This is a genomic window from Paeniglutamicibacter sp. Y32M11 (assembly GCF_019285735.1).
GTDB lineage: Bacteria > Actinomycetota > Actinomycetes > Actinomycetales > Micrococcaceae > Paeniglutamicibacter.
In genome coordinates this window covers 3,018,676-3,032,589 of the sequence record NZ_CP079107.1, presented here as the reverse complement: position 1 = coordinate 3,032,589, position 13,914 = coordinate 3,018,676, and the positions used below count along the sequence as shown (strand labels likewise).

Sequence of the window (13,914 nt, the reverse complement as noted above, 5' to 3'; positions counted from 1 at the left end):
CTTGTTGACCGGGGGAGTGAAGCCCGGGGCTAGACCAACGAGTCGCGCCAGGCCTTGTGCAGGGCGGCGAAGCGGCCTTCGGAGCTGATCAACTCCGCCGGAGTACCGTCCTCAACAATGTGCCCGTCGTGGACCACCAGTACGCGGTCGGCGATCTGCACCGTGGAGAGTCGGTGCGCGATGATCAGCGCGGTGCGGTTGCCCAGCAGGGTCTGCAGCCCGCGCTGCACCGCCCGCTCGGAGGGAATATCCAACGAGCTGGTCGCCTCATCGAGGATCAGCACCGCCGGATCGGCCAGGAAGGCTCGAGCGAAGGAAATCAGCTGGCGCTGACCCGAGGACACGCGCCCGCCTCGCTTGTTCACATCGGTCTCGTAGCCCTCGGGCAACGCCGTGATGAATTCGTGGGCGCCCACGGCGCGGGCCGCCAGAATGATCTCCTCGATGCTGGCCCCCGGTTTGCCCAGCGCGATATTATCGGCCACGGTGCCGGAGAACAGGAACGCCTCCTGGGTCACCATGACCACGTGCCGACGCAGATCGTTGTTGGCAATATGTTCGATCCGCACCCCGTCCAGGGACAAGGAACCGGAGCGCAGGTCATAGAACCGGGCGATCAACTTGGCCAGCGTGGATTTACCCGCTCCGGTCTGACCGACCACCGCAATGGTTTGACCCGCCGGAATCGTCAGGTCAAAGCGGTCCATGATGACCGGCCCGTCCCCGTAGCCAAAGACGGCATCCTTAAACTCCAGCCTGCCCACCACGCTTTCCAGGGGCTGCGGTTTCACCGGCTCGGTGACCGTCGGCTCCTCCTCCAGGAGCCCGGAGACCTTTTCCAGGGCGGCGGTGGCCGACTGCAGGGACTGGTAGAACATGGCAATGTTTTCCACCGGTTGGAACACCCGCTTGGTGGCCAGCAGCAGCGCCACCAACACGCCCACGCCCAGTTGGCCGTCAAGGATGCGGAAGCCGCCCCAGGCCAGTACCGCGGCGACCGACAGGTTGCCGATCAGCACCAATGATGGCTGCAACACCCCGAAGAGGTTGATGGAGCGGATGGAGTTGTCCCGGTATTCCCCGGCGACCGTGGAGTAGCTCGCATCGTTGATTTTTTCCTTGCGGAACGCCTTCACCGCGCGGATACCGGTCATGGTTTCCACGAAGGAGCCGATGACTCGGGCCGAGACCACCCGCGACTCGCGGTAGACCACCTCGGAGCGCTTCTGGTACCAGCCAAAGAGCAACCAGATGGGCGCCGCCGCGATCATCACCACCAGTCCGGAGCGCCAGTCCAGCACAAAGATCGAGATCAGGGTGAAGGCCACAAACACTCCGGCGGAGACCAGCTCGGAGATGCCCTGGTCCAGCAGCTCGCGCAGCGTCTCCAAATCCGAGGTCTGCCGCGAAATAATGCGACCGGAGGTGTAGTTTTCGTGGAACTCCAGGCTCAGCCGTTGGGTGTGTCTAAAGACGCGTAGTCGCAGATCTAGCAGCATGGCCTGGGAGATTTTTGCGGTGCACAGAATGTACCAGCCCAACAGGGACCCGGCCGTGATGGCGGCCAGCACGTATGCGCCGCCGGTGATGCCCAGCACCGCCCAGTTGCCGTTGCGCACCTGGGGCAGGCCCCAGTCGATGGCCCAGGCAATGAGTAGCGGGAACGCGACGCGGGCAACGTTGGAAATGACCACCAGCACCACGGTAAGCGCCAGCATCTTCTTCTGGGTGCTGGCCAGCACGGCCAGCAGCTTCCACGAGCGGGCGCGGATGCGTTTTCGTTCCTCAAGGCTCAGGGTGATGGCATCCTCATTGGCCACCCCGGTGTGCTGGCTCATGCTTCAGTTCCACCTGTCAGGGAGATGATGTTGGATTCCTCGTCCTCGAGGCTGGCGATGACGTAGCGGTAGTGCTCGTTGCGCCCCAGGAGCTCGGAGTGGGTGCCCACGTCGTTGATCTCCCCGTCCTTGAGCAGCGCCACCCGATCGGCCAGGGCCACGGTGGAGGGACGATGAGCAACAATCAGCGTGGTGGTCCCGGCGAGGGTACTGCGCAGCTTCTGGGTCACAGCTTCCTCGGTGCGCACATCGAGGGCGGAGAGTGGGTCATCGAGCACCAGCACCCGTGGTTTGGCGGCGATGGCGCGGGCCAGCGCGATGCGTTGGCGCTGCCCACCGGAGAGCGAGAGCCCCTCCTCGCCGATCACAGTATCCAGAGAATCGGGCAGAGTGCGGGCGAAGCCCGCCTGAGCCGTATCGATGGCTTCATCCAACAGGGCATCCAATTTTTCTTTTTCGTATTCGGGCGCGCCAAGCAAGACGTTCTCTCGGATGGAGGAAGAGAACAAGATGGTGTCTTCGAAGGCCACCGCGACGTCCTGGCGCAATTCGATCAGATCGCGATCTCGCACATCGACCCCGTCGATGAGCACCTGCCCGCCGGTGGCGTCGTACAGCCGGGGAACCAGCTGCAGCAGGGTGGATTTTCCGGTGCCGGTCATGCCGACCAGTGCCATGGTTTCCCCGGGGCGCACCAATAGATTGATGCAACGCAGCGTGGGTGGTGCATCCTGGGCGGTATCGGCGAAGCGGAAGGCCACGTTGCGCAGCTCGAGCTCCCCGCGCCGCTGGGTGGGTGTCACTGGTGTTTCGGGGGAGGTGATGGTGTTTTGGGTGTCCATGACCTCGAAATGGCGGTCCAGCGCGGTCTTGGTGGTCAGCGTCATGCCCATGAGCATGCCCATGTTTTCCACCGGGCCGGCCAGCACCATGGCGGTGGCGAAGTAAGCCACCAGCGCACCCACGCTCAAATCGCCCTGTGCGGTGAGCCAGAGACCGGCCGCAAGCCCTAAGCCCAAAGTGGTTTCGGGGATGGCGACCACAAAAAGAATGAATCCGGCCAGGGTCTTGGCCTTGGAAACCTCGGTGTCGCGAAGTTGTTTTGCCTGGGAATTAAAGCCGTCGTACATGTGGCGGCCACGTCCAAAGGCCTTGATAACGCGAATGCCGTGGACCGATTCCTCGACGGCCGTGGCGAGGTCGCCGGCCTGGTCTTGGCTCAGGCGGCTGGCGGCACGGTAGTTGGATCGGAAGTGGAATGCCTTGATGGTGATGGGGATGGCCCCGGCCAGGTAGATGGCACCCAACACCCAACTGGCGCTGAACATCAGGCTCAGGCCGGCAATCACCGTCACGGTGGAAACCACCAGCATCAGGGCGCCAAAGGCCAGCCAGCGGCGCAGCAGACTCAGATCGGACATGGACCGGGAGAGCAGCTGACCCGAGCCCCAGCGTTCGTGGAAGGCCACGGGGAGCTGCTGCAGGTGGGCGTAGAAGCGTACCCGCAGTTGAGTTTCGAGGCGGGCCGCGGGGGTGATCACGAATTGTCGACGCAGGAACACCAGCAGCGCCTCGAGGAATCCGAGCCCGCCGATCAATGCCACCGCGTACCAAACCGCCGAGCTCTTGCCCTCGGGGTGCAACACGTCGTTGACCAGTGTGGCTAGGACCTGGGGGATGGCCAGCGCGACGAGGCCTGCAGCCAACGCGCACAAGAAACCGCAGAACAAGCGCGGCAAGATGGGTTTAACGAAGGGGCCAAGCCGCGCAAAGGTCTTGCGCACAGTGGGCGTTCCCGCCGCGGGTGAGTGTCCTTGTTGTCTTGCCACCGGTGTCCGACCTCACTTAATGCGCGCGTATTCGCTACGTAAAATACCTTACAGTGTGGGGTTGGGATATTTCAATCGGTTGCGAAAGCCTCAGGGACGAGCGCTCAACGTGAGCAGAACCGCTTCCGGCGGGCAGGCGATCCGCACCGGAGCAAAGCGTGAGGTGCCAATGCCCGCAGATACGTTCAGCGGCGTGCTTTTCCCCGCCCATTCCCAGGTGGTGAGCCCACTGGCCCGCCACGTCGGCAAATCACAATTGGTCACCAGCGCCCCATAGCCGGGGATACAGATCTGTCCGCCGTGGGTGTGTCCGGCCAATATCAGGTCCGCGTCCGAGGCCGTGAAGCGATCCAGGACCCGCTGGTACGGGGCATGGGCCAGCGCGATGCGAAGATGCGGGGCATCAAAAGAGGAGGCCGAGCCGGCCGGCCAACCAGCAAACCGGTCATAGGAGAGATGCGGGTCATCAACTCCGGTGAAGTCAAGGCGTGTGCCTCGCACCGGCATCGAATAATTTCGGTTGGTCATGTTGACCCAGCCCGCGGCGCCAAAGGCACGGTGCATTGCTTCCCAAGGCAACTGATACTTCGGGGAGTTGCGGGGGACCGAAGAATCCTTCCTCAGGTACCGCAGGGGGTTCTTCGGTCGGGGACCAAAGTAGCAATTTGATCCCGGAACAAAGGCGCCGGGGAAAGCCATGAGCGGGCCCAACGCAGCCAGCAACGATTCAAGTCCCCGCAAATGCCCGAGGTTATCTCCGGTGTTGATCACCAGGTCTGGTTTCAGGTCTGCGAGCGAGTGGAGCCAGCGGCGCTTGAGTTCCTGTCCCGGCACCATATGAATATCCGAGAGATGCAAGATCCGGATGGGGGCGGACCCCGTGGGGAGCAGAGCCAAGTTTTCCTCGCGCACCACAAAGCGGGTGGTCTGGCTCAGTCCATAACCGAAAAGTGCCGTTCCCGCCGCAGCGGCAGCACCAACCGCCAAAGCGGCCCCACGCGCTGTGCGTGAGACCGCTTCGGTCATGGTCGTCGAGACCGGGAGAGGATTAGTCATCGCTCTTAGCATCGGTTGAATTGTTGTTCCCGTTGCCATTGCCGTTCCCGTTGGAGTTCCTATTACCGTTATTGCCGGTGTCCGAGGACTCGGAGGTGCTCGGAGCCGAACTACTCGGAGCCGAACTACTCGGAGCGGAGCTAGCCGGTGCTGAGCTGCTCAGGGCATCGCTACTCGGTGCGGAGGTGCTCGGAGCCGTAGTCGGTGACGGGTCCGTGGTGGCCGGCGCGTCGGCTTCGTTGTTCGAGTCGCTCTGCGCGGAGGCGCTGGAAGGAGTCGACTGGGGAGAGACTGAGCCCTTGCCCAATGAATCCGTCGAGTACAGGTCCCCGACTTCCTTCATGTAATTGACCCACAGCGGGCTTGCCCAGGTGCCCGAGTCAACCCAGGAACGAGTGACTCCGGCAATCTCATAGCCCGGAGTCTCCAGATTCCGCTGCTTGTCCCAGCGGCCGACCCAGGCCGCAGTCGACATGCCCGAGGTGTAACCAACGAACCAGGTGGAGTTGGCATCGTTGTTCGTACCGGTCTTGCCAGCGATCGGGTAGTTGATCGCTCCCTTGGCAACCTTTTGGCTGGCGATCTTCTTCAGTGTGCCGTTCAAATCGGACACCACCTTAGGGCTGAGTTCTTGGCTACAAGTCACCGGCTTGACCTTGTACTCGTTGCCGCTCGCGTCGGTGACTGAGGTCAGCGCTCGGTTCTCGCAGTACTCACCGTTGTTGGCGAATGCAGCAAACGCGGTGGCCTGAGCCAGCGGGGTGATTTGAGCCGAACCGATGACGAAGGACGGGTTGGCCGGGGAAATCGGCTGTGCGGTGGTGGTCTTCTTACCGGTGGCCAGGTCGGTGTAATTGGCGTAGTCGACGAGACCCAACTTCTCCGTGTTTGCGGAGATGTCACAGAGATCAAGCTGGGACGCCTCGGCCACCGTGAAGGAGTTGACGGAGTTGAATAGACCGTAGTCAACCGTTCCCGAAGAGGCCCATGAGTTCACGGCGTTGGCAGGATCCCAGCCACCGCCCACCGTGGTGTAACCGGCGGGCAAGCAGGAAGCCTCCCAATGGAATGACTGAGGGTACATTTTTCTGTTCGGTGCACTGATCCGTTGGCTCATGGTGTTTCCGGCTTGGAGCCAGGCCAACGTGGTGTAGGGCTTCATCGTGGAACCACCCTGGAACCCGCCGGCTCCACCCTTCGAGGATTCAACGGCGAAGTTGTACTCGGTGAATTCCTTGCCCTCAGCGGGGGAGTACGTCTTGTTCTGGCCCATGGCCAGGATGTTGCCCGAGCCGGGTTCAACGGTCACGATGGACGCGCCCATGTTCGACTTGTCGTTGGCCGGGATCATGGCCTTGGACTGCTTTTCGGCTTCCTTCTGAAGCTTGATGTCTAACGTGGTCTTGATGGTCAAACCACCACGGTAGAGCAGGGACTCGCGGGCCTCTGCGGTCTTGCCGAAGGCGTCGTCGCTGACGATGAGCTTGGTGACATAGTCACAGAAGTAGGCGGCCGAATCGGCGGCGATACATCCGGAGAGCGTCTTGTGCGGCTTCAAATTTAGGTCCGAAGCGACGGCCTTTTTGTACTCAGCCTTGTCGATGGCACCGGTGCGCAGCATGGCGGCGAGGACGGTGTTGCGGCGCTTAATGCTTCGTTCCGGGTAGCTTTCCGGATTGTAAGCGTTGGGCAGCTGAACCATTCCGGCAAGCATCGCTGACTGCTGAAGGTTAAGATCCTTGGCATCGATGGAGTAGAAGCGCTGTGCCGCTGCCTGAACGCCGTAGTTACGTCCGGAGAAGAGCACGAGGTTTAGGTAACCCTCAAGGATCTCATCCTTGGACATTTCCTTTTCGATGGAGATGGCCAGCTTGGCCTCACGAGCCTTGTCGGCAATGTTCTTGGTGCCGGAGATCGTCATCTCCGAGCGGTCCACGCCATTAACTGAGTCCGAGTTGATCAGCAGGTTGTTGACGTATTGCTGGGTCAACGTTGAAGCACCCTGCTGGGACGAGGAGGTGAAGTTGTTCACTGCCGCGCGGGCGATGCCGCGCAGATCCACGCCGTTGTGCTGATAGAAGCGTTCGTCCTCGATGGAGACGATCGCCTTGCGCATGACGGGGGAAATATTCTCCAGCTTGACCGGCTGGCGATTCTCCGAGTAGAACGTGGCGATAGTCGACCCGTCCTTGGCCAAAATTTTGGAGGGTTCCGCAATCGGCTCACCGGCGAAGCTGGCCGGCAAGGCGTTGAAAATATCCACACCTGCGTTGGCGCCGCTGCCGGCGAGAGAGGCGACCGGGACCATGAGTCCTGCCGCAAGTACGCCACATAAGGCGCTCACCCCAAAGAAGGCAACGATCTTGCCAAGGGTGGTAGCCGTATCAAAAAACGGGGACTTTTTAGCTGCCATGCGTACTAGTTTACAAGGACGCGCTAACGTATCGGTTATGACGAAATGGGAGTACGCCACTTTACCGCTCATTATTCACGCCACGAAGCAGATTCTGGACCAATGGGGAGAGGACGGTTGGGAGCTAGTTGCCGTCGTCCCCGGACCCAACGGAAATGCACCGGTCGCCTACCTCAAGCGCCCCAAGGCCTAAGAAAAGAAACGAGTAATTTCTATGCAACAAGAGACTTCCTCCGCAGTTGAGGCACGACTGGCCGACCTCGGCCACACCCTTCCGGCCGTCGCTCTTCCGGTGGCCGCCTACGTACCAGCGACGATCACCGGTAACCTCGTTTACACCTCGGGGCAGCTGCCATTTATTAATGGGGAACTCACAGCCAGCGGAAAGGTCGGTGCCGCAGTTACCGCTGAAGCAGCGGCCGAACTGGCACAGGTCTGTGCGCTGAACGCCCTGGCAGCCATCAAGGGTGTCATCGGCGACCTGGACCGCATCGTCCGCGTGGTCAAGGTTGTCGGCTTCGTTTCATCCGATCCGTCCTTCACCGGGCAGCCGGCCGTCATCAATGGAGCCTCAGAGTTCTTGGGCGCAGTCCTGGGCGAAAAGGGCGTACACGCCCGGTCGGCCGTCGGCGTGGCAGCACTGCCGTTGGACGCACCGGTTGAGGTCGAACTGATCGTTGAGTTTGCGTAACAATACTGAAAACGGTGGCCCCGTGAACGAGGATCCTGTGGTGAAACCGCGGAACCCGTCCACGGGGCTGTTGCGTAGACTTTTTGACCTCCCGCCGAGCCAATATGATGCGGCGGAGAATTGGGTTTCCTTTGGAAATCGCACCCCGCGGACCGTGCGTCGCGCTTCTTCGGTGGTGCTGATCCGCGACTCGCCAAAAGGTGTTGAAACTTACCTCGGATATCGTCCCGGCGGTTCGCCGCTCGGGAGTGTCGCCTTTCCCGGTGGAAGCTTGGAAAGTGTGGATGATCACGACATCCCTTGGTACGGACCAAGCCTGAGCGAGTGGTCCAAGAGGTTGGGCATTCTTGACCAGCGCTTGGTCAAGGCGCACATTGTGTGCGCCATCCGGGAACTCTTCGAAGAAACGGGTGTCCTGCTAGCGGGAACCGACGAACTGTCCGTGGTGGAGAACTGCGACAGCGAGGACTGGATGGCGGTGCGCGAAGCGGTGGCCGGGCAGGACAAGACCCTGGCCGACGTGTTGGCCAAGCGCGGGCTGGGTCTACGTACCGATCTGTTGCGTCCGTTGTCGCACTGGATTTCCCCGAACTTCGCCCTGCGGCGTTTTGACACCCGCTATTTCGCGGCAGCACTACCGGTTCGTCAGGAACCAAGCTTGCTGCGGGGCAAAGGCGTCTGGGCTAGTTGGAAGGTAGCCAGCGAGGTCGTCGCACAACGCCTTTCAACAACGTTGGGCGACGAAGCGGACGCCGTCGACACTCGGGGCCTGCCGCTGAGCAAAATCACCACGCCAGCGGTGGAAGTCATTCTGGAAAAGATTGCCTCCACTCGCGGAACCGTGGCATACCTCTCCGTGCGCCGTGAGCTCAAGAGCTACCATCCTGAGCTGGTTCAGGCCGATGGAAAGTTCTTTTTGGACGTGACCACCACGACCGCTGCCGAAGGCGGCGGACTGGGACGCGGCCGCTAAACACTCCCGCGACCTCGGTCGTGCCCAACGGTTACCTGAACCACGTAGAAACGACTGTGGCCGGGAACCCCTTGATAGGGGTTCCCGGCCACGGCCGTTGATGCACTGATGCGTTTTAGCGTGAACGCTGACGCAAGCGCTGAATATCCAAGATCACGACTGCGCGTGCTTCCAGACGCAACCAACCACGCTGGACGAACTCGGCCAAAGCCTTGTTCACGGTTTCGCGTGAGGCACCAACCAACTGAGCCAATTCTTCCTGGGTCAGTTCGTGGGCAACCAAGATGCCGTCGGTAGCGGGACGACCGAAGCGGTCTGCCAAATCCAGAAGTGCCTTGGCGACACGGCCCGGAACATCCGAGAAGACCAAGTCGGCCAGCGACTCGTTGGTGCGGCGAAGACGCGAGGCCAAGGCCTGCAGCAGCTGCACCGAAACCTCCGGGCTGGTCTGGATAACTTTGCGCAGGTTCTCGTGGCGCAGGCCAGCCAGGCGCGTTTCCGAAACCGCGGTGGCGGTAGCGTTACGCGGGCTCGGATCGAAGAGTGCCATTTCGCCGAACAACTCGCCCGGGCCGAGAACGGCAATCAGATTCTCACGACCGTCCGAGGAAGTGCGTCCCAGCTTGATCTTTCCCGAAACAATGAAGTAGAGCTGGTCGCCCTGATCGCCCTCGCGGAACACGGAGGCACCACGGGAAAGATCTACTTCGGATAGTTCTTCAGTCAGTGCAGAGAACACCTCGTCGCTCAATGAAGCGAAAAGTGGTGCCCGACGCAATACCTCGATGTCCATAAAATCTCCTGTCAACTGTCGTTAGCGCTGTTCCAATTGTGCCGTACGGTTGCCCCGTGTGACAGCTTCCACACGCCAAAAGGCCCTAAATGTGGTTAGAATCGCGGGCATTTGATCCATGCCCGACTAGACTCGGGGCAAGAAATAGTGTTTTAGGCCCGTTTTGGTGCCCTACAACACCGAATGAAGGAGTGGAGTCCGGACTTGATATTGGGATTGTCATGGTTGGATCTGTTGCTCATCATTTCATTGATCAGCTTTTTGGCCTCTGGCCTGCGTAAAGGCTTCTTTGTCACGCTAGGGGCCATCATTGGCTTCCTCGCTGGTGGTATAGCAGCCTTCTACGGAATTCCCCTCGTGGCAACCTGGGTCAGCAACCCCGGCTGGCGCATTTTCTGGATCGTCGCCGCGGCCGTGGCGTTTATTTTGATCGGCCAGGGAATTGGAGCGGCCATTGGTGCCAGAATCCGCTTATGGCTGAACTTCCCGGTGCTGAAGTCCTTTGATCGCTTCTTGGGTGGCATTGCCAATACCGTCATGGCGGCATTGGTTATCTCCGCCATCGCACTGTCGGCGGCGACCATGGGTGTGCCATTGGTATCCCAGCAGGTGGCGGACTCCAAGGTCCTGACCACGATCCAGAAATTGACGCCCCGCCCCCTCACCGACTTCGTGACAGAGGCTCGAGCCCAGGTCATGGGCCAAACCATTCCCGAGCTTTTTGAGCCCTTTGCACCGCAGGTGGAAGTCGCGGTACCGCAGGAGTCGGAACTCGGCACCGCGGTTGATGCGGCCGCCGAATCGGTGGTCAAGATCATCGGCACCGCTTATGCGTGCGGTGTGAACCAATCAGGTTCGGGTTTTGTCTTCGCACCGGACCGCGTCCTCACCAACGCGCACGTGGTGGCCGGAATTACCGAGCCCTCGGTGACCACACAAGACGGCAAAGTGCTCTCGGCCAGTGTCGTCTACTTCGATTCGGTAACCGATACTGCGGTCTTGGACGTCCCCGGTCTGGGCCTGGATCCGCTGCAGCGAGGTAGCGATCTAGAGCGCGGTGACACCGCTGCTTTCCTCGGATTCCCCGGTGGCGGTTCATTCCACGCCCGGGGTGCGGTGATTGAATCACTGAGCACCATCGCCATTCAAAACATCTATGGTGCCGAACCCTCGCCGTTACGTATCTACCAGCTGGCCGGTGATGTTGAACAGGGCAATTCCGGCGGTCCGCTGCTAGATGACCAGGGCCAAGTTGTTGGCATGGTGTTCGCCAAGGCCAAGGGCGATACCGAGGTCGGGTACGCCCTGGCACTCGAGGAAATTAACACGGCGATCAGCCAATCGACTCGTGCTCAGGACTCGGTTCCGACCGGGGCTTGCTCGCCCCACTAGCCACTAGCCACTAGCCTCAAACGAAGAGGGCTTCGCCGGGCTGGAAGCGGAACTAATTCAATGGCTCCGCCTCCAGCCCGTTTCCAGATCTGGGACCCGGGGAAGTTGCTAGCGGGTGAGGTGAGCCAGCTGATTGATGGCTAAGGAATACCCGTTGGTCCCGGCTCCCACAATCACCGAAGCGGCAACGGGGGAGATGTACGAGTGGTGGCGGAATGACTCGCGACGGTGCACATTGGAGATGTGGACCTCGATGACCGGCAGCTCGACCCCGGAGATGGCATCGGCCAGGGCGATGGACGTGTGGGTGTAGGCGCCGGGGTTAAAGACGATGCCGCTCACCGTGCCACGTGCCGCGTGGATGGCATCGATGAGCACACCCTCATGATTTGACTGCAGGAATTCGACCTCGAAGCCCGCCGCAGTGGCAGTAGCCCGGCAGAGCTCTTCAACGTCTTTCAGGGACTCGTGCCCATAGACGGCGGGTTCCCGGGTGCCCAAGAGGTTCAGGTTTGGTCCATTCAGGACGAGAATGCGTTTGGTTTTCTCTTCACTCATGGCATCCACTGTAGGTTGTGGCCCGACACATTCTGGGTAGGGCCTTTGCACCTTGCGTTAAAAGACGTGGGGGCGGGAAAGGCTCTGGCCCTTCCCGCCCCCAGATGTCTGGGTCCTGCGGTGGTACTACTTGCGCATCGAATCGGCGATCTGCGTCATGACGGTGTTATCCGCCAAGGTGGTTGCATCCCCGACCTCGCGGCCCTCGGCAACATCCTTGAGAAGTCGGCGCATGATCTTGCCCGAACGCGTCTTGGGTAGCTCGGGAACCACCAAAATGTGTCGCGGCTTAGCGATAGGGCCGATGTCCTTGCCCACGTGGGCGCGCAGCGTTGCCACCACGTCCTCGCCCTCCGGTGGGTCAATCTGCAAGATGACGAACGCGACCACTGCCTCGCCGGTGGTCTCGTCCTTGGCTCCCACCACCGCTGCCTCTGCCACATACGGGTGGGCCACCAGCGAGGATTCGATCTCGGTGGTCGACAGGCGGTGGCCGGAGACGTTCATGACGTCATCCACGCGGCCCAGCAGCCAGATGTCCCCATCCTCGTCCTTCTTGGCGCCGTCGCCGGCGAAGTACATGCCCTCAAAACGGGACCAGTAGGTCTCCTTGTAGCGGTCCATGTCGCCCCAGATGCCGCGGAGCATGCCCGGCCAGGGGTCACGGATGACCAGGAAGCCGCCCTCGCCGTTGGCTACCGACTGACCCATTTCGTCAACCACGTCCACGGTGATGCCGGGGACGGCGGTTTGTGCCGATCCGGGCTTGGTGACGGTGACGCCGGGCAGCGGGGCGATCATGTGGGCGCCGGTCTCGGTCTGCCACCAGGTATCAACAATCGGGGTGGGGTGCTCTTTGCGTTCCCCATTGGCTCCGTTATTGGAGCCGATGACGTCGCGGTACCACATCCAGGCCTCGGGGTTAATGGATTCGCCCACCGAACCCAGCACACGCAGCGAGGACAGATCATAGGAATCCGGGATGCTCCGGCCCCACTTCATGAAGGTGCGGATGGCGGTGGGGGCCGTGTACAGGATGGTCACCCCGTACTTGGCCACGATCTCCCACCAGCGGCCCTGGTGGGGGGAATCCGGGGTGCCCTCGTACATGACCTGGGTGGCTCCGTTGATCAACGGGGCGTAGGTGACGTAGGAATGGCCGGTGACCCAGCCGATGTCCGCGGTGCACCAGAACACGTCGGTCTCCGGGTGCAGGTCGAAGGTATCGCGGTGCGTGGTGGCGGCCTGGGTCAGGTACCCGCCGGTGGTGTGGATGATGCCCTTGGGCTTGCCGGTGGTGCCGGAGGTGTAGAGCACAAAGAGCGGGTGTTCGGATTCGTGGCCCACGGCGGTGTGCTCGGTGGGGGCCGAATCAACTACATCGCTCCACCACTGATCCAATGAATCGTTCCAGACGACGTCCTGGCCGTTGCGCTTGACCACGAGCACGTTTTGGACGGTGTGCCCTTCCTTGTCCAGGGCCTCGTCGACGGCGGGCTTGAGCGCCGAGGGCTTACCGCGGCGCCAGGTGCCATCGGCGGTGACCACGAGCTTGGCCTCGGCGTCGTCGATGCGGCTGCGCAGCGCGTCGGCGGAGAACCCACCAAAGACCACCGAGTGGATGGCGCCGATGCGGGCGCAGGCCAGCATGGTGATCACTGCCTCCGGGATCATCGGCAGGTAGACGGCGACGCGGTCGCCCTTGGCCACGCCGAGGGACTCAAAGGCGTTGGCCGCCTGCTTCACGGCCGTGGTGAGTTGCGCGTAGGTGTAGGTGCGGGTGTCGCCCGGTTCGCCCTCGAAGTGGATGGCCACCCGGTCTCCGAGTCCATTTTCCACGTGGCGGTCAAGTGCGTTGTACGCGGCGTTAACCTTGCCGTCGGCGAACCACTTGGCCACGGGCGCCTGTGACCAGTCCAGAACCTCGGTGAAGTCGGTGTCCCAGGTCAAGACGCTGCGGGCGGCATTCGCCCAGTACCCCAGACGGTCGGCGGCGGCTGCCTCATATTGCTGCGGCTTGGCGATGGAGGTTGCGACGAATTCGGCGCTCGGGGCAAACGAGCGCGTTTCATGCGAGAGGTTATCCAACGCGGGGGTGTGGGTTTCCGACACGAGTATGGTCCTTCCAGTAACAGACAAAAATTTCCTGTGACTAACGTTACAGCCGCGCGGGTTCTCACGTGCTTTCCGTCACAAGCATGACAGTGGAGGGTGGTAATTCTGCGGTGAACGGTGATTTTCGGCGATTGCTGGATACTGGCGGTCAACCGTGCCCCGGCAACTCCGTCTCGGAAGGGGGGTACCGGATGGTTAATGCCTCCATGGCCGTGTCATGAACAACACCTCGGGTAACCGGAGTGCCGAATCACTG

The 13,914-nt window shown here is 61.4% G+C and carries 11 protein-coding genes; 4 read left to right on the top strand and 7 right to left on the bottom strand.

Annotation, left to right across the window (positions count from 1 at the left end; translation table 11 throughout):
• Nucleotides 1–29: 29 nt before the first annotated feature.
• From KUF55_RS13430 to KUF55_RS13415, 4 genes are all read right to left on the bottom strand, one after another.
• The gene (locus tag KUF55_RS13430; protein WP_218816908.1) at nt 30–1,838 is read right to left on the bottom strand and encodes an ABC transporter ATP-binding protein; all 1,809 of its coding nucleotides are present in this window, start codon (nt 1,836–1,838) and stop codon (nt 30–32) included.
• Nucleotides 1,835–3,622, bottom strand: coding sequence for an ABC transporter ATP-binding protein (locus KUF55_RS13425; RefSeq protein ID WP_255557040.1), 1,788 nt, complete (start codon nt 3,620–3,622; stop codon nt 1,835–1,837). Before KUF55_RS13425 ends, KUF55_RS13430 begins: the two co-directional genes overlap by 4 nt.
• A 135-nt stretch (nt 3,623–3,757) precedes the next feature.
• Nucleotides 3,758–4,723, bottom strand: a complete 966-nt coding sequence (locus KUF55_RS13420) for a metallophosphoesterase (RefSeq protein WP_132359067.1) — start codon at nt 4,721–4,723, stop codon at nt 3,758–3,760.
• On the bottom strand, nt 4,716–7,136 hold the full coding sequence (locus tag KUF55_RS13415) for a transglycosylase domain-containing protein (RefSeq protein ID WP_255557039.1): 2,421 nt from the start codon (nt 7,134–7,136) through the stop codon (nt 4,716–4,718). Before KUF55_RS13415 ends, KUF55_RS13420 begins: the two co-directional genes overlap by 8 nt.
• Nucleotides 7,137–7,173: 37 nt before the next feature.
• On the opposite strand from KUF55_RS13415, the gene KUF55_RS13410 reads away from it, so the two are divergent.
• From KUF55_RS13410 to KUF55_RS13400, 3 genes are read left to right on the top strand one after another with little or no spacing between them, the layout of a single operon-like run.
• A complete protein-coding gene (locus KUF55_RS13410; RefSeq protein WP_168150231.1) occupies nt 7,174–7,329 on the top strand; it encodes a hypothetical protein in 156 nt (51 codons plus the stop codon).
• Between the two features lie 21 nt (nt 7,330–7,350).
• Nucleotides 7,351–7,827, top strand: a complete 477-nt coding sequence (locus tag KUF55_RS13405) for a RidA family protein (protein ID WP_218816905.1) — start codon at nt 7,351–7,353, stop codon at nt 7,825–7,827.
• A gap of 37 nt (nt 7,828–7,864) precedes the next feature.
• Complete coding sequence (locus KUF55_RS13400) at nt 7,865–8,800, top strand: NUDIX hydrolase (RefSeq protein ID WP_218818795.1); 936 nt, start codon at nt 7,865–7,867, stop codon at nt 8,798–8,800.
• A gap of 115 nt (nt 8,801–8,915) precedes the next feature.
• Here the strand turns inward: KUF55_RS13400 and KUF55_RS13395 are convergent, their stop codons facing one another.
• Nucleotides 8,916–9,593: a Crp/Fnr family transcriptional regulator gene (locus tag KUF55_RS13395; protein WP_132359058.1), complete on the bottom strand. Its 678-nt coding sequence runs from the start codon at nt 9,591–9,593 to the stop codon at nt 8,916–8,918.
• Between the two features lie 225 nt (nt 9,594–9,818).
• Here KUF55_RS13395 and KUF55_RS13390 point away from each other — a divergent pair, with 225 nt between their 5' ends.
• Complete coding sequence (locus KUF55_RS13390; protein WP_255557038.1) at nt 9,819–10,985, top strand: MarP family serine protease; 1,167 nt, start codon at nt 9,819–9,821, stop codon at nt 10,983–10,985.
• A 108-nt stretch (nt 10,986–11,093) separates the two neighbouring features.
• Here the strand turns inward: KUF55_RS13390 and aroQ are convergent, their stop codons facing one another.
• The gene (gene aroQ / locus KUF55_RS13385; RefSeq protein WP_132359055.1) at nt 11,094–11,543 is read right to left on the bottom strand and encodes a type II 3-dehydroquinate dehydratase; all 450 of its coding nucleotides are present in this window, start codon (nt 11,541–11,543) and stop codon (nt 11,094–11,096) included.
• A 126-nt stretch (nt 11,544–11,669) separates the two neighbouring features.
• Nucleotides 11,670–13,655 (bottom strand): acetate--CoA ligase, encoded by a 1,986-nt coding sequence (gene acs / locus KUF55_RS13380; protein ID WP_218816904.1) that lies wholly within the window; start codon nt 13,653–13,655, stop codon nt 11,670–11,672.
• Nucleotides 13,656–13,914 lie beyond the last annotated feature (259 nt).

Excerpts from the sequence above, each read along its gene's own strand:
- KUF55_RS13420 (WP_132359067.1), bottom strand. The coding sequence starts at position 4,723 with ATGACTAATCCTCTCCCGGTCTCGACGACCATGACCGAAGCGGTCTCA.
- KUF55_RS13415 (WP_255557039.1), bottom strand. The coding sequence starts at position 7,136 with ATGGCAGCTAAAAAGTCCCCGTTTTTTGATACGGCTACCACCCTTGGC.
- KUF55_RS13430 (WP_218816908.1), bottom strand. The coding sequence starts at position 1,838 with ATGAGCCAGCACACCGGGGTGGCCAATGAGGATGCCATCACCCTGAGC.
- KUF55_RS13405 (WP_218816905.1), top strand. The coding sequence starts at position 7,351 with ATGCAACAAGAGACTTCCTCCGCAGTTGAGGCACGACTGGCCGACCTC.
- KUF55_RS13395 (WP_132359058.1), bottom strand. The coding sequence starts at position 9,593 with ATGGACATCGAGGTATTGCGTCGGGCACCACTTTTCGCTTCATTGAGC.
- aroQ (WP_132359055.1), bottom strand. The coding sequence starts at position 11,543 with ATGAGTGAAGAGAAAACCAAACGCATTCTCGTCCTGAATGGACCAAAC.
- KUF55_RS13410 (WP_168150231.1), top strand. The coding sequence starts at position 7,174 with ATGACGAAATGGGAGTACGCCACTTTACCGCTCATTATTCACGCCACG.